Origin of the sequence: Pseudomonas extremaustralis (assembly GCF_900102035.1) — a bacterium.
Taxonomy (GTDB): domain Bacteria; phylum Pseudomonadota; class Gammaproteobacteria; order Pseudomonadales; family Pseudomonadaceae; genus Aquipseudomonas; species Aquipseudomonas extremaustralis.
Genome location: NZ_LT629689.1, coordinates 2,082,231 through 2,100,238 on the forward strand (window position 1 = coordinate 2,082,231; position 18,008 = coordinate 2,100,238).

Annotated in this window: 15 protein-coding genes and 1 pseudogene; 7 read left to right on the forward strand and 9 right to left on the reverse strand. The window is 61.5% G+C overall.

The window, feature by feature from the left end; genetic code table 11:
- Positions 1–4 precede the first annotated feature (4 nt).
- Positions 5–2,767: an ATP-binding protein gene (locus BLR63_RS09685; RefSeq protein WP_010564827.1), complete on the forward strand. Its 2,763-nt coding sequence runs from the start codon at positions 5–7 to the stop codon at positions 2,765–2,767.
- On the opposite strand, the gene BLR63_RS09690 is transcribed toward BLR63_RS09685, so the two are convergent.
- On the reverse strand, positions 2,714–4,183 hold the full coding sequence (locus BLR63_RS09690) for a winged helix-turn-helix domain-containing protein (protein WP_010564828.1): 1,470 nt from the start codon (positions 4,181–4,183) through the stop codon (positions 2,714–2,716). The genes BLR63_RS09685 and BLR63_RS09690 overlap by 54 nt on opposite strands.
- 149 nt (positions 4,184–4,332) lie before the next feature.
- Entirely contained in the window at positions 4,333–5,283 is a 951-nt protein-coding gene (locus BLR63_RS09695) for a GlxA family transcriptional regulator (protein ID WP_010564829.1), read from the reverse strand.
- A gap of 180 nt (positions 5,284–5,463) precedes the next feature.
- Here BLR63_RS09695 and BLR63_RS09700 point away from each other — a divergent pair, with 180 nt between their 5' ends.
- From BLR63_RS09700 to BLR63_RS09725, 6 genes are all read left to right on the forward strand, one after another.
- Positions 5,464–6,186 carry a pirin family protein gene (locus BLR63_RS09700; RefSeq protein ID WP_010564830.1) on the forward strand — a complete coding sequence of 241 codons (723 nt, stop codon included), beginning with the start codon at positions 5,464–5,466 and terminating at the stop codon, positions 6,184–6,186.
- A gap of 144 nt (positions 6,187–6,330) precedes the next feature.
- On the forward strand, positions 6,331–6,717 hold the full coding sequence (locus tag BLR63_RS09705; protein ID WP_078833891.1) for a hypothetical protein: 387 nt from the start codon (positions 6,331–6,333) through the stop codon (positions 6,715–6,717).
- Positions 6,718–7,109: 392 nt separating this feature from the next.
- Positions 7,110–7,838, forward strand: coding sequence for a winged helix-turn-helix domain-containing protein (locus BLR63_RS09710; protein ID WP_010564348.1), 729 nt, complete (start codon positions 7,110–7,112; stop codon positions 7,836–7,838).
- A complete protein-coding gene (locus BLR63_RS09715) occupies positions 7,831–8,523 on the forward strand; it encodes a hypothetical protein (RefSeq protein ID WP_010564347.1) in 693 nt (230 codons plus the stop codon). The genes BLR63_RS09710 and BLR63_RS09715 overlap by 8 nt, the downstream gene beginning before the upstream one ends.
- Before the next feature lie 31 nt (positions 8,524–8,554).
- Positions 8,555–9,226, forward strand: a complete 672-nt coding sequence (locus BLR63_RS09720) for a winged helix-turn-helix domain-containing protein (protein WP_010564346.1) — start codon at positions 8,555–8,557, stop codon at positions 9,224–9,226.
- 240 nt (positions 9,227–9,466) lie between these two features.
- Complete coding sequence (locus tag BLR63_RS09725; protein WP_042946650.1) at positions 9,467–10,858, forward strand: undecaprenyl-phosphate glucose phosphotransferase; 1,392 nt, start codon at positions 9,467–9,469, stop codon at positions 10,856–10,858.
- Between the two features lie 126 nt (positions 10,859–10,984).
- On the opposite strand, the gene BLR63_RS09730 is transcribed toward BLR63_RS09725, so the two are convergent.
- The 7 genes and pseudogenes from BLR63_RS09730 to BLR63_RS09760 all read right to left on the reverse strand — a co-directional run bounded on the left by BLR63_RS09730 (position 10,985) and on the right by BLR63_RS09760 (position 18,006).
- Entirely contained in the window at positions 10,985–13,060 is a 2,076-nt protein-coding gene (locus BLR63_RS09730) for a YjbH domain-containing protein (RefSeq protein WP_010564344.1), read from the reverse strand.
- Positions 13,057–13,827 carry a capsule biosynthesis GfcC family protein gene (locus BLR63_RS09735; protein ID WP_010564343.1) on the reverse strand — a complete coding sequence of 257 codons (771 nt, stop codon included), beginning with the start codon at positions 13,825–13,827 and terminating at the stop codon, positions 13,057–13,059. The genes BLR63_RS09730 and BLR63_RS09735 overlap by 4 nt, the downstream gene beginning before the upstream one ends.
- Positions 13,824–14,483: a YjbF family lipoprotein gene (locus BLR63_RS09740; protein WP_231998153.1), complete on the reverse strand. Its 660-nt coding sequence runs from the start codon at positions 14,481–14,483 to the stop codon at positions 13,824–13,826. The genes BLR63_RS09735 and BLR63_RS09740 overlap by 4 nt, the downstream gene beginning before the upstream one ends.
- A gap of 12 nt (positions 14,484–14,495) precedes the next feature.
- Positions 14,496–15,608, reverse strand: a complete 1,113-nt coding sequence (locus BLR63_RS09745; protein WP_010564341.1) for a polysaccharide biosynthesis/export family protein — start codon at positions 15,606–15,608, stop codon at positions 14,496–14,498.
- Between the two features lie 87 nt (positions 15,609–15,695).
- The gene (locus BLR63_RS09750; RefSeq protein WP_042946648.1) at positions 15,696–15,935 is read right to left on the reverse strand and encodes a hypothetical protein; all 240 of its coding nucleotides are present in this window, start codon (positions 15,933–15,935) and stop codon (positions 15,696–15,698) included.
- 180 nt (positions 15,936–16,115) lie between these two features.
- Positions 16,116–17,524: pseudogene (locus tag BLR63_RS09755) on the reverse strand (mannose-1-phosphate guanylyltransferase/mannose-6-phosphate isomerase).
- 23 nt (positions 17,525–17,547) lie between these two features.
- Positions 17,548–18,006 (reverse strand): GDP-mannose mannosyl hydrolase, encoded by a 459-nt coding sequence (locus BLR63_RS09760; protein WP_010564338.1) that lies wholly within the window; start codon positions 18,004–18,006, stop codon positions 17,548–17,550.
- Positions 18,007–18,008 lie beyond the last annotated feature (2 nt).

Consider the following 18,008-nt stretch of genomic DNA (forward strand, 5'->3'; position numbering starts at 1 on the left):
AACCATGAATGACCTGAGCGACCAGGCCGTGCACTTCGGCCCCTATCGCGTCCACCCGCGTCAGCGCGTGGTGCTGGAAGCCGGTCGGCCGTTGCGCCTGGGACGGCGCGCGGTGGATATCCTGCTGATCCTGTTGGAACAGGCCGGCAATGTGGTGAGCAAGCAGGAACTGATCGCGCGGGTCTGGCCGAAAAGCGTGGTGGAAGACGGCAACCTGCGGGTGCATATGGCGGCCTTGCGCAAAGCCCTCGGCGATGGCCAGGCCGGGCAGCGATACATCGTCACGGTGGCCCAGCGCGGCTACAGTTTTGTGGCCCCACTGAGCATCGAACCGATGACGCTACCCACCGACGGTGCGCCCCAGCACCCCTGCCACAACCTGCCGTTGCGCCACACCCGCATGATTGGCCGCCAGGCGCTGATCGACAGCCTGGTGCAGCAACTGCCCACCCAGCGCTTTATCACCCTCACCGGCGCCGGCGGCATCGGCAAGACCACCGTCGCGCTGCGGGTCGCGGAACTGCTGATCGGGCATTACCGCGATGGCATTCGCCTGCTGGACCTGGCGCCCCTCAGCGCCGCATCGATGATCCTGCCCAACCTCGCCGCCCTGCTCGACCTCTCCCACGCCGAGCATGAGCCATTGATCACGTTTGCGCGCCGCGTGCAGGAGCGCCAGTTGCTGCTGGTGATCGACAACTGCGAACACCTGCTCGACGACATCGCCCTGATCAGCGAAACCCTGCTGCGTCACGCGCCCAGGCTGCACATCCTGGCCACCAGCCGCGAGGCATTGCGCGCCGAGGGCGAGTCGGTGCAACGCCTGGAACCCCTGGCCTGCCCGCCCGCCACCGGCAACCGTGCCCAGGCCCTGGGCTACCCAGCCCTGCAATTACTGATCGAGCGGGCGATGTCTCACCAGGACAGCTTCGAACTGAGCGACGCCGAGCTGCCAGTGGCCATCGACATCTGCCAGCGCCTGGACGGCATTCCCCTGGCGATCGAACTGGTGGCCGCGCAGATCGAGCGCTTCGGCCTGCCGGGATTGCTGGTGCAAATAGAAGACAACGTGGGCCTGCTCGGCCGTGGTCGGCGCAGCAGCCTGCCCCGTCATCAAACCCTGCGCGCCACCCTGGATTGGAGTTTCGACCTGCTGAGCCCGTGCGAGCAGATCTGCCTGCGCCGCCTGGCGGTGTTCCGTGGCGGCTTCAGCCTCGCCAGCGCGGCGGCAGTGATCGCCGGGGAACAGGTAGCGCCGGCACAAGTGCTGGGCTCAATCACCCAGCTGGTGGCCAAATCCTTGCTCAACGTCGAGGCCGGTGACGACGAGGTGGTCTACCGCTTGCTGGATATTACCCGCACCTATGCCCTGGAAAAGCTCGGCCTTGCCGACGAACTCGACGCCACCCGCGAACGCCACGGGGCACGCTGCCTGGCGCTGATGGAGCAAGCGGCGCAGGAATGGGAGTCGGTCGCGACCCAGGCCTGGATCGACCGCTATGCACACTTGCGCGAAGACGTGCGCGCCGCGCTCGATTGGGGCCTGGGTGCCGGCGGCCAGCACATGCAGGCTATCCGCCTGACGGTCAGTGCGATGCCACTGTGGCAGGAGCTGTCGCTACTGCGGGAACACGCGCTCTATGTGGATAAGGCGCTGGCCCTGATGGACCAGGCCAGCGCCCCCTGCGCGCGCTTGAAAATGCAGCTGCAACTGGCCCTGGGCAGCCTGACGTACCACGCGCGGGGTGGCGCGCCCCGCACCATCGCGGCGTTTGAAAACGCCAAGCGCCTGGCGGACGACTGCCAGGATCTTGCCGGCCAAATGCGTGCGGTCTCCGGGCACATGGCAGTGAATCTGTGTGCCGGCCGTTACCGCCAGGCGCAGGCGTTGAGCGTGCAATTCGATCACCTCGACCCACGCAGCGATCCGCTGCTGGGCCTGAGCGCCCAGCGCCTGCGCGTGCTCGCGCAGCATTTCACCGGAAACCAGGCACTCGCCCGGCACAATGCCGAGCAGGTGCTCCAACGCATGGCGCACAGCGGCTCGCTGAACCGCTTTGCCTACCGGGTTGGCGTGCAATACGACCAGAGCGTGGCCTCGCTCACGGTGCTGGCGCGGATCCTCTGGCTGCAGGGTTTCCCCGACCGCGCGTGGGCCGTCGCCAGCCAAGCCCTGGAACTGGCGCTGCACATCCATCACGGCACCTCGATCTGCTACACCCTGGCCCTGGCCGGGGTGGTGATCGCCCGCTACAACGGTGACGACGAAGCGGCCCAGACCCTGCAGGCGCTGCTGCTGGAACACTCGCACAAGCATTCAGTCCAGTTGTTCCAGACCTGGGCCGGCCACTACACCGGTGTTGTGGAACCCAAGGATCTGCGCGGCCTGGGGCTGATCGCCGACATCCTGATCACCCTGGGCGCCGGCGACGTCGATGACGTGGCGTACGAACGCGCGCGCCTAGGCGACGCCGGCTGGTGCACCGCAGAGATTCTGCGGGTACGCGCCGAAAGCCTGGCCGATGAGCGCGCGGCCGAAACGTTGCTGCTCGAAGCCCTCGGCCTGGCGCACCAACAGGGCGCGCTGGCCTGGGAGCTGCGATGCGCCACTTCGCTGGCTCGGCTATGGCAGACCCAAGGCCGCGTGCAGCCTGCGCGTGAGTTGCTGGGTTCGGTCTACGGCCGATTCACCGAAGGCTTTGCCACTCGCGACCTACTGCGCGTACGCCGCCTGCTCGATGAGTTGCAGGACAAACGCCCGGCCTGAAAACGGCCCCAGGTAATGCCCATAGCCATGCTGCAAACGCGCGACCTGCTGCGGATCACGCAGTTGCGCGAGGGCATAGCTGCGCGTGCTGTTGAGCAAGCGATAGCGCTCGGGACCCAGGCCCGGCTCCACGCACAGCAATGAGGTGCCCACCAGGCGTGCCAACAAATAGGCCAGGTCGGCGTGTTCCAGTTCGGTACCGGCGACCAGCGCGCTCAAGGTGGGCAAGGTGACGGCCATCTTGAACAGCCCCAGTTGCAGGAACAGCCAGCGCTCCGGCAGGCTCAGGCGTTCGTAGGTCCAATCCAGTGCAGCCGCCAGGGATCGATGGCGCTCGACCGCCGTGCGCCGGCCCCGTTCCAGCACCTGTAGCCCTCGACACAGCTGTGCGTGCACACCGCGCACACCAAGGGCCTCCACTTGGGCGGCGGCCAGTTCCAGGGCCAAGGGAATGCCATCGAGGCGCCGGCATATATCCCGTAGCGGCGTCAGGTCCTGAGGGCGCAATGCGTACCCTTGCTGACCGGCGCGCACCCGTGCGACGAACAGTTGCACCGCCGGGTAAGCCATCGCCTGCTCGACGCTGCCCACTGCCGAAGGCCCCGGCACCGCCAGGCGCGGCACGCGCAGCACCCATTCGCCCGGCGTGCCCAAGGCTTCGCGGCAGGTAACCAGTGCGCTGACCTCGGGGGCCTGTTGCCGCAATGCCAGCAACAGATGCCGGCAGGCGCCGAGCAGCAGGTCGGCGCCGTCGAGTACCAGCAATAAATGACGCGAAGCGATTTGCCGACACAGCTCTACGGCGCTGGCACAGGGATCGAGGTGCAACGCCCCGGCCACGTGACGCAGCATGGTTATCGGTGCCTCGACCGTGTCCAGATCGACCCACCACACACCATCGCGATAACGCGGCAGTACGCGCTCGGCCAGCGCCAGGGCCAGGGTGCTCTTGCCCACGCCGGCGCAACCGGTGAGGGTCATCAGTCGCGACCCGGACAGGCGCCGCACCAGCACGCCCAACAACTCATCGCGGCCGATCACCGGGCTCAGTCGCGTCGCCAGGTTGTGCTGGGCGATCACGCCCGCCGCGGCGCCGTGCACGGGCGCTGCCAAGCAGTAACCCCGCTGGGGATCGTTGAGGATATAGCGCTGGCCATCGAGGGCGCGGCGCAATGCGGCGATATGCACGCGCAGGTTGTTCTCTTCCACCACGCTGCACGGCCACACCCGCTCGATCAGCGTGGCCTTGCTGATGAATTGCCCAGGCGCCTCGAGCAGCACGGCAAGGATATCCAACGCCCGACCGCCCAGTGGCACCGGCCAGCCGGACTTGCTGACCAGCCGCTGTTGCCGGTGGAAGGCATAAGCACCGAAACGCACGGTGCCATCCGCGCCGATCGCCTGAAGGTCATTCATATCCGCAATAGCGCCGAAACGCCCGGTCTTGGGCGGTCGCGCATCCTTTTCCGTGGGCTTGTGGCTATCTTGCCAGCTGGCAATGACAGGACAATGCTGGCACGGGGAGCGATACGGACATTCGAGTGCGCCAGACGGACATCCTGTCGTTAACTGAACTGCTGTCGGTATTGGGTCGGGTTCAGGCCGAGTTTTTCGGTAAATAGCGCGCGCATGTGCCGCACGCTGCCAAAGCCTGCGTGAAAGGCCACGGTCTTGAGCGGCAGGTCGGTGGTTTCCAGTAACTGGCGCGCGCGGTCGATACGCGCGCCTTGCAGAAAGGCCATCGGGGTCATCTGCACGTCCTTGGCAAACAGCCGGGCAAAGTGGCGCGGGCTCAGGCCGGCGAGTTCGGCCATGGAGTCGATGGTATGGGGCTGCTCCAGGCGCGCCAGTATCTGGTTCTGCACGCGGGTGATCGCGGTTTCCTGGGGCGATACGGCGGCGGTCATCGGGCTGAACTGAGTTTGGCCACCCTGGCGTTTCATCACCACCAGCAGCACCTTGGCCACTTCCACCGCGACTTCCTTGCCATGGTCCTGGGCCACGATCGACAGCGCCAGGTCGATGCCTGCGGTGATCCCGCCCGAGGTGATCAACCGTCCATCCTGCAGGTAGATGCGGTCGGTCTCGACGATGGCCTTGGGGAAGGCCTTGATCAAACGCTCGGTGTAGTGCCAGTGCGTGGTGACATGGTGATGGTCAAGCAAGCCGGCATGCCCCAGCACGAATGCCCCGGTGCAGATCGAGCCAAAGCGCCGCGCGCGGGGTACGGCGTCTTTCAGCCAGGGCAGCAAGGCGGGATGGCATTCGTTATAGGCACCGGGCCCGCCGGGCACCAGTAATAAGTCATAGGCGTCCTGGGCCTGCTCCAGCAGCAGATCGGCGTGCACCACCACGCCATTGGAGGCGCGCAACGGGCCCGGCTCGGTGCCGATCGTGAGGATCTGGTAATGCGCCTCTGGCGGCAGGTAGCGGTTGGCAACGGAAAACACTTCGAGCGGTCCGGCCATGTCGAGCAGCAGGAAATCCGGAAAGAGCGCCATGGCCACGGTGTTCATAGGGAAGAGTCCATCGGGAAGAAGAAGGCAGGCGGCATTATGGCATGCCTTTTATTGTCAATCTGATTGCGACAGTTATTCAGATTTCAGCTTCTTAATGATCATTTCAGTAACCAGTAATCTCTTTCCCAACACCGGCGCACTGCATCCCGCAGACCGCGCTCACTTGAGGACAAGACCATGCTGACCCTTCGCAAAGCTTCCGAACGCGGCGCCGCCAATCACGGTTGGTTGAAGTCGTTCCACACCTTCTCGTTCGCCAACTACTGGAACCCCGCCGAACAGGGGTTTTCCGACCTGCTGGTGATCAACGATGACCGCGTCGCCGCCGGCCGTGGTTTCGGCCAGCACCCGCACCGCGATATGGAGATCTTCTCCTATGTGCTCGAAGGCGCCCTGGAACACAAGGACACCCTGGGCACCGGTTCGGTGATCCGCCCCGGCGATGTGCAACTGATGAGCGCCGGCAGCGGCGTGGCCCACAGCGAGTTCAACCACAGCCAGAGCCGTGGCGTGCACTTCCTGCAAATCTGGATCGTGCCCGCCGTGGCCGGTGCCGAACCGCGCTATCAACAGGAGCATTTCAGCGAGGCGCAGAAACGCGGGCGCTTGCAACTGATCATCTCGCCGGACGGTGCCGATGGTTCCCTGAGCGTGCGCCAGGATGCACGGGTGTACGCCGGACTGTTCAACGCTGACGAAACCGCGACCCTGGACCTGCCGCCGGACCGCCATGCCTATATCCATGTGGCGCGGGGCAGCGTTGAAGTCAACGGCCAGCGCTTGCAGGAAGGCGACGGCGCCCGGGTGCGGGATGAGCGGCAGATCCGCTTGAGCCATGGCGAGGACGCCGAGGTGCTGGTATTCGACCTGCGCCCTCTCGAGCTGCCGCAGATGCCATGAGCGACTTGACGATGGCCTGCCTGACGGGCCATCGCTGGCGTCGATAGTCACCATCATTGCAATGAAGTTCTCCAAAAAAATGCAACGCGTAACATCAAACCCATACCCGGCAACACCCTACTAAAACACTCGGAGCACACACTCATGAAACGCCAAATCTTGCTTAGCCTTGCTTTCTCGGTACTTGCTGCAAACGCCTTCGCTCACCCTGTGGTCGCTGAAGGCGGTGCGGATCGCCTGATCGACAGCCGTGTCGCCGAAGGTGGCGCTGATCGTCTGCAACAACGTGGTCTGGCTGAAGGCGGCGCCGATCGTCTGCAGGAACGTGGCCTGGCCGAAGGCGGTGCTGATCGTCTGCAGGAGCGCGGCCTGGCTGAAGGTGGCGCTGATCGTCTGCAGGAACGTGGCCTGGCTGAAGGTGGCGCTGATCGTCTGCAGGAACGTGGCCTGGCTGAAGGTGGCGCTGATCGTCTGCAGGAACGTGGCCTGGCTGAAGGCGGTGCCGATCGCCTGCTGGACAACCACGCCTAACCTTGCGACGCTTGCGAGGTTCCCCAAAACCGGCCTGATCAGCCGGTTTTTTTTCGCCTGACACTAATTAGCGTCACTCTGTCGCATCATATCCCTGCTGTCGGGGCGCCTTGGGTGATGGCCTTTTAACCGCACACAATAAAGGGCCAATCCCCGCGCAGCGAAAAAACCGTTGAGGCTAAAATACTTAACGAAGATTAAATACTTGCACTAGCCTGTGTGTAAGTCCGTACACACGCCCGCGTTATATCCCTCTATGCCTCCCTTCTCTCGTGCAAACCAAGTGCGAATGTTAAAATTTGTCACGTTTACCCGTAATCAATTCGATTAGTATCTAAACGCTAGCAGCGATTGAACTGACGGCCTTGCATGCCGGAAAAGGGAGTAGGGTGATGCATTTTTCCAATGTCCTCGCTATTGCACGGACTCAATCGAAATCGGAGGATTTTCGGGAGCTAATAGTTCGCACTGTAGCGAATGATTTAAAAGTCGATACACGTTGCTACGGGCAACTAATCGACACCCAGGAAAGTCATGGCCAGTACCGAGCCATCATTATAGAAGTCGATACACCCTCAGCCAGTAGTCAAACCCTGGACATAATAAAAAGAGCCCGAGATGAAAATCCGGAGTGCACGATATTCGTCGTCGTCACGTTCGCCTCCACCTTGAGCAAGACAAAATACTATCTGGCCGGTGCGGACTACTGTACCAAGGTCGCAGAAACCTCCCCCGAAAAAAAATTAAGCCTGTTCGATGCATTTCTCAGCGACAGTGCGCGGTTCAATCACTGCACGCTGATACTCGATCAGGATCGCATGTGCCTGTACGGTGACGGCAAGAAGCTGGAAATATCCTTTGTTGAAATGAGAGTGCTGGATGCCCTCATTCAAAATCGGCTGCTTAGTCACAATGAGATTGCCGGCGTCATGGGCCTTAATACCAAGTATTACGATTCGAGGGCGCTGGAAAAGTCCATCAGCCGTTTGCGCAGCAAAATCAAGGCGCACTACGGGGAAAACATCATCCAGAATATCCGCGGTTATGGTTACAAACTCAGCCAGGGCCTTATTTGTGCCAGCCATTTCCAATCGGTCAAGGAGAGGTCGAACCGTGAATAGCGAAAAAATATCCCCGGCAGAAAACAGGCACGTCAAGATCGTCAGGCAGGCGATCGTCGACCGGGCCCACGGGTTATGGGGCAGTGAAATCAGAACAGTGGGCGACCTGAATGATGAGCACCGCGATAGCGCCTGCCTCACCGCCTTGCAGCATATCCGCCCAGGCCCCAGAGCGCCCCAGGTGCTGAACCACAAGTTTCTGCGCATTGGCCAAATCGCCTTGATGAACAACGGCACGCTCAAAGCGATCATCCAGACCGCCCGCGAACTGGAAGAACAACAGCAGCCCTTCACCCTCAGTCTCGACAACCCTCTGGATGCCCTGCCCGGCCCGCTGGAACGCCGGGCCATGGTGCGCCAGCTCTACACCTTGAAAGACCAGTGCGGTATCACCCTGGCCTACAATAACTACCGGCTCGATACAAAGCCGGCAGACCTGCTGCTTGATCTCAAGCTCTACGACTATATAAAGATGCCCTTCCCGGATTCTGCCCTCAGGTTGAGTCTCAACACGCGTTCCGATCTGTTCGACCGGTTCTATGACCGCATGCTAGAGCTGATCAGTGCGTCCAGAGTGTGCTTCATCGCTGATACCATCGAGTTCGCCGACAGTGCGCTACTGGCCAAGAACCTGCCTTTTGAATACTTTCAGGGCGGTTATTACTCCCCTGCTGACGGCCTATGACCATTTCACCTTCCTGAGATCGGTGGACACTATGAGTTCCCTAAAGAAGTACGATTTTACTTCGCAACTTGCGGCCATCGGGCTGCCGGACTTCACGCCCAATGCTGACTTCTTTTATTACGACGTCAATGCGCCATCAATGGCGGACGGTGCCGAGGGCACGCCACTGCTCACTCACCCGCACGTCGACGGCGGAGATCCGCAACCGATCCGCCAGCGTTTGAGCACCTATATCTTTACTCACAGCATCAGCTTGCCCTCGCATCCGTTCAACACGGTACGACAAGAATCCAGAATGCCAACGCCCAAGGATCATGACAGCACGCGGCATCACCCAGCACTCGCCGAACAGACAGGCACCGAAAAACCTCACCTGCATCCGCAGGATTTCTGGCTGCTCACTCAACATGACCGGGCATTGGTCAAAGGCGGACTGCGTATTTCCTTGACCACCATTGAATCCGCGCTGATTAAAAAGATGCTGCACCATGAAGAGCGTGTGGTCAGTAAAGAAGAGTTGATCCGCAATATAGGCCGCGAACCCGATTTATACCGGGGGCTGGAAATGTGCCTGAGTCGACTGCAGGATAAGTTCAAGCGGGCCAACGACGGTGAACGCCTGTTCCGTGCCGTCAGGAACCGGGGTTATTGCCTGACGCAAAAAATCAAGAAACCGCTGGAACTCAACCCGTCGCGCCGATAAAACAAAAAAACAACTTGGACGTTAACACTCAGCCTGCCTTTTATCACACTTTTGTACCTGCCCTTTTATAACATCCAGCACTAAGAATATGCGCTCGACGCTGTTATAACTCGTCAGCCATTGCCCCCTGCTCTTCATTACTATCAATGGGCACGCGACTTCGCGCGCCCGTTGTTTTTTTATACCTTTAATCTCTTAAATCCTGCCACCACGTGCGTGGTCACCACCGGGAGCAGAACTATGCTGAATAACACGAGAATGCATCGAAACCTGACCCCCAAGGGTTTGACGTTCTGGGGCCAATGGACACTCGCATCGAGTTTGGTCGTCGCCGTATTATTTATGTTGGTTTTATGGAAGACCGGACAACTTGAATATAACTATCGAGTGCTGGCCGCCTTTACCATACTGGCCTCGCTTCCGGCTTATAGCCTGTGTGATGTCTACAGTAAGAAAGATGACTATGCGGTGGGTCTGGGGCGTTTATTCATGGGATGGCTGCTCACCATTGGCATATTGTTTATCGTGGGGGCAGCGTGTAATGCCAGTTCATTGTTTCCGTTGGAAACGCTATTACTGTGGGCCGCCGTCAGCTATCCATTATTGGCACTGAGTTATATACCGCTGCATAGTTTATCCCGGTATTACCACCGCCAACTTCACGAGCGGCATAAGTCATTGATCGTGGGCACCGGCAAACTGGCGGTGGACTTGGCCAATACCCTCTCGCGCCAAAAGCGCTCGCCGCTGGTAGGGCTGGTGGGCAGCCACACCGATGCCGCCGAAGGCGCAACCTCGCCCATTCTCGGCGAACTGCCGCAATTACCGCAGCTGATCCGCCAGCATGGCATTCGCCGGCTCTACATCACCCACTCATTGCAAGATGCCACCCACATCGAGGCGTTGTACCTCAACTTGCTGGACATCAGCGTGGATGTGATCTGGGTACCCGACCTCAATAACATGCTGCTGCTCAACCATTGCGTGGCCGAAGTGGACGGGCTGCCGGCGATCTACCTCAATGAAAGCCCACTGACCAGCCGCCCGACGGCGGCCCTGAGCAAAGCGCTGCTGGACAAAACCCTGGCGCTGCTGGCGATCATCGTACTGAGCCCGCTGTTGTTGCTGTTCGCTGTGTTGATCAAGCTCACCTCCCCTGGCCCGGTGATTTTCAAGCAGGACCGCCACGGCTGGAATGGCCAGGTGATCAAAGTATGGAAGTTCCGCTCGATGCGCGTGCACGACGACCATGAGGTACGCCAGGCCAGTCGCAACGACTCACGCATCACCCCCGTGGGCCGGTTTATCCGCCGCACCTCCATCGATGAACTGCCGCAGTTGTTCAACGTACTGCAAGGCACCATGGCCCTGGTGGGTCCACGACCCCATGCGATTGCGCACAACGACTTTTACTCGGGGAAAATCCACGCGTACATGGCCCGCCATCGAATCAAGCCGGGCATCACCGGGCTGGCGCAGATCAATGGTTGCCGGGGAGAAACCGAGACCCTGGAGAAGATGCAAAAGCGCGTGGATATCGACCTGCGCTACATCAACACCTGGTCGCTGTGGCTGGATATCAAGATCCTGGTCAAGACGCCGTTCACCCTGCTGTCCAAAGACATCTACTGATCCCCAGCCGCATGTAGGAGCGAGCTTGCTCGCGAAAAACTCAAGTATGCCGCGGGGCACCTGGCGCCCCGAGTCATCGTTGACGACTTTCGCGAGCAAGCTCGCTCCTACAAGGGGATTCAGGTGTTATTCGGTGATCTTGTCGATGTTCTTGTAGAACAACTCACTGTCGCGCCCATCGGTCATCGAATGCAGTGAATAGGCGCGATTCAAGCGTGCCCCGCCATCACGCGTCAACGGAGCCCAGACCACATTGGCGCGGCGCATGGTCGACAGGCTCATCAACTCATCGAACGGAATGGACAGGTAGAGGCCTTTGTCGAAGCTGCCTTCGCCAAAGTCTTGCTTGGACACGTTGGTACGGGTGACCCACGCGCCAATGCGCACGCCATTGTTGAATTCCCGCGACAAATCCAGGGTGGCGCCCCAATCCCTGGCCAGGTAACGGCCGACGCTCAAGGCGCCCTGCAGGTTGAACGGCAGGTCGGTGTAGCCGGTGATATGCCCGGTGACGGTGCGGTAGTCGCGCAGGCTGAAGTCCTGCTCGAAGCCGCGTTGGCGCACGTAGTTCAGATCCGCCCCCACGGCCCAGCCCTGGCCCATCGGACGGTACAGCACTTCACTGCCGACACCGGCGTACATCGACTCCAGCAAACCGCCATAGACCATGCCGTATAAGTCTTGGTCCAGCCGCGCCGCGTGGTTGAGCTGGAAGGTCGGCAAGGTCACATCGGAGGTGGTCATGTAGCGGCGCAGGTCGGTGCGCACCCGTGGCAAGCCGCTGGGTGCGTCATAGGTAAAGCCGTCGTAGTTGTTCAGCAGGTTGACGCTCAGCAAGCCGCTCCACCAGGTGTTGCGGGTGAAACGGTACTCGGCGTCGAGGTCGGCGGAAATCTGGTAGAGCAAGCCATCCGGGCCACCGACATTCTGCTTGTAGCCCAGGCCCAGGCCGTAGCCGAAGGGTTTCGGCGTTTGGGTGTAGAGCACGGTCTGGGCAGGGGTATCGGCGCGGTTGACTTCGGTTTGCCGGTGCAGGTCCTGCAAGTCCTCGCGGTTGTTGACCACCTCGCGGAAGGTCGTGCGCGGCACGCTGGTGGCCTCGATCGGCATGGCATAGCGTTCGTTCACCAGGGTGAACCAATCGATCTGGTCATTGACGCTGTTGTCGAGGATACGACTGGCGCGCCCCACCGCCTTGGCGCTGTAGAAATAGCGCTGCTGCTCACCGTACACCAACAACTCCGGCCCGCGCTGGGCGATGCTGCGCACGTTGTAGCCGGCGTTATCGTGCAGGCGCTGGGACACGGCAGCCCAATCCACCTGGTCCATCGGCGTGGTCGGCGCCTTCTCGGGCAGTTTGGGCGCCGGGGGATCGTAGGTTTTCACCGGCGCCTTGCGGCTGACGAAATTGGTGTGCAGGGTGATGCCGAACATGGCGGTGTTACCCCGCTCCCACGCGGCACTCACGTCGATGGAGTCGGCGAGCTTGTAGACCAGGCCGACGTTGACCGGCGAATCCTGGCGAAAGCTGTTGCTGCGCGGTTCGTTCTTGTAGTCGTTGCCTTCCACTTCGAGCTTGAGGCTCAAGGGCGCCCAGGGCGTCTGGTAGGCGACGCCGCCAAACAGCGCGGACCGCCCGCGAAAGTAGCCGTTGGAGAGACTGCCGGAGCCTTCGGCGGTGGGCCGCTCGTTGAAGCGGTCATCCAGCGCCCCCAACGGGTTGCCAATATCACCGCGACTGCCCATGTAGCCCCAGGCGATGCCGGCACTGAAGTCCAGGTCGCCGTAGCGTTTGCTGGCCACCAGGTACTCGCTGGAAAACAGCCCGGTGCCGCCCAGGTCCATGAACCCCACGGCCACCTCGGGCAACCAATGGCTTTCCTGATACAAACGCACTTTGGCATCGACGGCCTTGTCCTTGTAACTCTGGCTACCGCTGAAGGATTCGGCGCCATAGGGACGGTTGGTGATCGCGGTGTAGCGGAAGGTGCCTTCCAGCCAGTCCAGCGGCTGCATCGAAAAACTGTAGCGGCTGTAAGGTTCGGTGCGGTTGGCGTTCACGCTGAGTTCGCCGGCGGGGGCCATGCGTGCGGTGGGGGTTTGCAGCAGCCCGACGCCGCCAAAATCGCTTTGGGTGTAACGGGGATCGCCGTGTGCGACGCCACAGGGCACCAGCAATACGGCCGCAATACATAATTTCAAGGCGTGATCTCGGCCAGGGGTTGGGTGGCAATGAATTCGGCCAATTGCTGATTCAGTTCGGGGGTGGGCGGGTCCAGGTCGTCGCTGCGGATCGGCACCAACAAGGTGCTGCCGGGCGCGGGCGGCGCGCCTTCTTCACGGTTCCACGGGGCATTGCCCAGGCGGGTGACGTGGCCGTCTGGCTGGATCAGCCACAGGTAGTCGGCATCCGCCTGCGGCCCTGGCGGACAGGCGCGCAGGTAGTCACCAGCCCGTTGCATCGGCTGGAAGGCCAGGGTGCAGGCCGTGGCGACGGCGCCCAGCACGCGCACATAGTCCGGGCGCGGCGGATAGACCAGGCGATCGCCCGCGCTGATCGACGGGTTGGGCGCAAAGCCGACTTCCACCGCCACCGGGTCCAGCGGTGTGAGGCGGCGGCCGGTCACCGGCAGCGCTTGCACCTGTTCATAGAGCTGCGTGGCCACACGGGCCCGGCCCTCGCGTCCGGCGGCCAAGGCGACGCGACGCAGGGTGTCGAGGTCGAACAGGACACCGGCCTTGAGCCGCGTCTGGCGTTCCAGCAACGGCTGATGCAACCAGGCCGCTCCCAGCCAATAGCCCTGGGCATCCGGCTGCGACGCAGTGAGCACATCAAGCAAGCGGGCCTCGGGCTGCAAGGCGACCGTGCCCGGATGAGCGACTTGGCCGCTGACCGACACGGCGGCGGCCAGGCACAGCGGCGCGCAACCGCACAACAGCGCCAGTGCCGCGAGTTTTCCAACAGTCATGGGGCGTCCTTGCGGGTCGGTTGTAGCTGGGTGATGGTCAAGGTCAGGCGGGGGGTGAGGTGCTGCTCGCTGTGCACGATGAAACCGTTGGCGGGGTCGACCCAGTAACGGTTGCGCGTGGTAAAGCCCAAGGCCTCGGCCTCAATGTCTTCGTCGACCCGCAGCAGCGCGTAGGGCTTGTCGAGAATTTCCAGGGTCTCCATGCCCTTGCGGGTCATGCGACTGGTGACCGCAATGCCCAGCCGATAGCCGTCGACCAGGTCGATCCGGCGCGTGCTGCGATAGCCGTCCGGCACGCGATGCAGGCCTTGCTCGAACGGCGACGGGCCTTGCCAACGGGTGCCATCCAGGTCCACGCCCAGGCCAACGGTGCGCACGACCAGGCCGTCGCGCATCAGCAGCACCTGCTTGCCGGAGGCGACCCAGAACTGCAGGTCGCCACGCTGGCGAATCAATGCCATCACCCCTTCGCTGGACACCGTAGTGACCTTGATCTGGGGAAACGGCACCGCGTCGACCTGGGCCTGGGTCAATGTCAGCGGCCGGGGCCCGGTCACGGCCGCTTTGAAGGTATCGATAGAGGCCGTCATCAGTGGATTGCAGCCAGCCAACAGCCACGCCAACCCCGTACAAGTAGCGATTTTCAGACTGTTCACGCAGGTCCCACCCTATCGGCTGTTGGCTTCGCTCAGATTGTTTTGAGTGGAGGCACCGGTGCCGATGATCGAAGCGGACGGCACCAACTGGCTGATCACGCGGTTCCAACGTGTGATACCGGCCGGGCCGACGAACACTACGTCCTGGGGCTGTACATCAAAGCGCGTGGCCAGGGCCATGGCCGAAGGCGATGTGGCTTCGAGCTTGAACACCTTGGCCGGCTCCACATCGATGTGCTGCGCGCCGCGAATCACGTAGATGGCGTCGGCATTGGCGGTGTTCTGGTTCATGCCGCCCACCGAGCCCAGCACGTCGGACAGATTCATGCTGCGGGTCTTGAACGTCAGGGCTCGAGGCTGCATGACCTCGCCCATCACGTAGATGCGCTTGCGATCGTTGTACGGCAGGTACAACTGATCACCGTCCTTGAGGTAGATATCGTTCAGGCGCGACTGCTCCAGGTTGAGCGTGTCGAGGTCGAGGATGTAGCGCTTGCCGCCACGGGTGAGCGTGAGGTTCGACAGGTCGGCATTGTTCGAGTCGATGCCTGATGCGGCGACGGCTTCCATCACGCTCATCGGCGTGGTGGTGATCGGCACCGGCCCGGCCTTGACCACCGCACCGGTGACCACCACGCGTTGGCTGGCAAAGCGCAGGATGCTGATGTCCACCTGGGGGCTGTCGATGTATTGACGCAGTTTCTCGGTGATTTCGACGCGCAACGCCGCCAGGGTCCGCCCCTTGGCGACCACTTCGCCGACATAGGGGTAGAACAGATTGCCGTCCGGGTTGACCAGCCGGCCGTTGGCGTCGATCTGCTGCTGCGGGCCAGAAGGCGCAGTCAGTTCGGGGTGATCCCACACGGTGATATACAGCGCATCGTTGGCACCGATCAGATAAGGCGCCGGTTTATAGTTCAATAATTCCGGCGCAATGGAATAAGGCACTTGAGTTGCCGCGTCCATGGCCAATAACTTCGGTGTAATTGGAATTAACTCCACGCGACTACTTTCAGCACCGCCTTCTTCGGTCAACGCTGCGGTATCCATATATTGACCGGGGGCAAACATGCAGCCTTGCAACAATGCAGCGGCCACGGCCGCCACAGAAAAAATACGCATCATGGTGCTAGGACACTCGCGATAATCGACAAGAAAAAAAGACCACTTGGGCGGGGAATCCAAGCGGTCTGAAAGCGGAAGGTTTACACCTTAGTTGCCGGTACCGGTGGTGCCGGTCGTGCCTGTGGTACCGGTGGTGGTGCCGCCGTTGGAGCTGCCGCCGCTGCTGGAAGCAGCGGCAACGCCGGCGATGAGGGCACTGCCGACGAGCAGGGTTTCACCTACCGTCACAGACCCCACCACCGTGGTATCGAGCCACAATGGCAACTCGGCGGCCAATGCGGAAGTACTCATTACACTGAGCAAAACGATAGCCAATGGTGTTCTCATAACAGACTCCTTATTGTCAGTGAGTAGCCGGGCCGATAGTGCCATCCAACTAAACAACGCACCAGCGCGGTCACGTTCAGTGCAAGTAGTTGAAAATAACGTTTTTCCGGCCAAGCGCCCGGCGGCCAATGCATTGCGGCGGCGCAAGTTATATAAAACGTTATTAATTGTCGGGAAACTTCAGATCCTGCCGTACTTGTCCTCGAAACGCACAATATCGTCCTCGCCCAGATAAGTGCCGGATTGCACCTCGATCAACTCCAGGGGATCACCCCGGGATTTTCCAGCGCGTGCACCTGGCCGATGGGGATATAAGTCGACTGGTTTTCCGAGACCAGGTACGTCTGCTCGCCATTGGTGACGCGGGCCGTGCCGCTGACCACGATCCAGTGCTCGGCGCGATGGTGATGCATCTGCACCGACAACTTGGCCCCCGGCTTCACAGTGATGCGCTTGACCTGGTAGCGCAGGCCATTGTCGACCGAGTCGTACATGCCCCAGGGCCGGTACACCTCGCGGTGGTTGAGATGCTCCTGGCGCCCGGCCTGCTTGAGCTGGTCGACGATGCCCTTGACCTGCTGCACCTGGTCCTTGTGGGCGACGAGCACCGCGTCCTTGGTTTCGACGATGATCAAGTCCTGCACCCCTACCGTGGCCACCAGCCGACTGTCGGCGTGCACGTAGGTGTCGCGGGTGTCCAGGACCAGCCCATCGCCGCGAATCACGTTGCCATCGGCGTCTTTCTCACTGGCGTCCCACAGCGCCGACCACGAGCCGATATCGCTCCAGCCGGCCCGCAACGGCACCATCACCGCGTCGTCGGTTTTTTCCATCACCGCGTAGTCGATCGAGTCGTCCGGGCACGCGGCGAAGGTGGCTGCATGTACGCGGGTAAACGGAAGATCCTGGCTGCCGCCTTCCAATGCCACGCGACAGGCTTCGAGGATGGCCGGCTGGAAGCGTTCCAACTCTTGCAGGTAGCGACTGGCGCGGAACATGAACATGCCGCTGTTCCAGAAATACGCGCCACTGGCCACATACGCCGCCGCAGTGACTTCATCGGGTTTCTCGACAAACCGTCGGACCCGATAACCGCCCTCGCCCACCGCTGCGCCTTGTTCGATATAGCCGTAGCCGGTGTGGGCGCTGGTGGGGGTGATGCCAAACGTCACCAGTTTGCCGTCCCGAGCCAGCGGCAGCGCCACTTCCAGGCTGGCATGAAACGCCGGGATATCTTCGATCAAGTGGTCGGCCGCCAGCACCAGCAGGATCGGGTCATCGGCCTCGGCCAGCGCCTTGCATGCCGCCAGCGCGATGGCCGGCGCGGTGTTGCGCCCCACGGGCTCGAGCAGGATGCTTGCGTGCTCCATGTCCAGTTGGCGCAATTGCTCGGCCACCAGGAAGCGGTGTTGTTCGTTGCAGATCAACTGCGGCAAGGCGACGTTGGCGCCTTCGAGCCGAGTGATGGTCTGCTGCAACATCGACAGGTGCGCATCGGTCAGGCGCAGGAACTGCTTGGGGTTCAGCTGCCGCGAGAGCGGCCACAGACGTGACCCCGAACCTCCCGCCATGATCACGGGTAATAACATGAGAGCATCCTTGGGAGAGAGAGTCAGAAATAGGCACGGGTGTTTTCATGCACCCGTGGGCTGATACGCAGTTCATCCTGGGGCCACCAATGGAATTGCTGGTGTTGCTCCGTGGGCGGTTGCAGGATTTCATCGTCGGCCAGCTCCAGGCAATAGCTGAGCACCACATAATGGGTGTCCGGGCCGAAACCGGCATTGGCAAACACGCTGTCATCGTAGAAGTGTTCGAACACCCCCAGCAGTCTGGCATTGGCGCGCTCAAAAGGCTGCCCCAATTCGTCGCGCGCAATGCGCCGGAACGCGTCATCCAGGCGTTCGTTCTTTTGAATGCGCCCGCCGGGCACGAACCAGTAACCATACGCCGGCCGATTGAGCCGCAGGCCCAGCAAGACCTCGTTGCGACTGTTGCGCACCACCAGGTCGATCGCCACCAACGGCGTCGACGTTACGACCGTATTGAAGGTCGGTAAATCAAGCCACATAC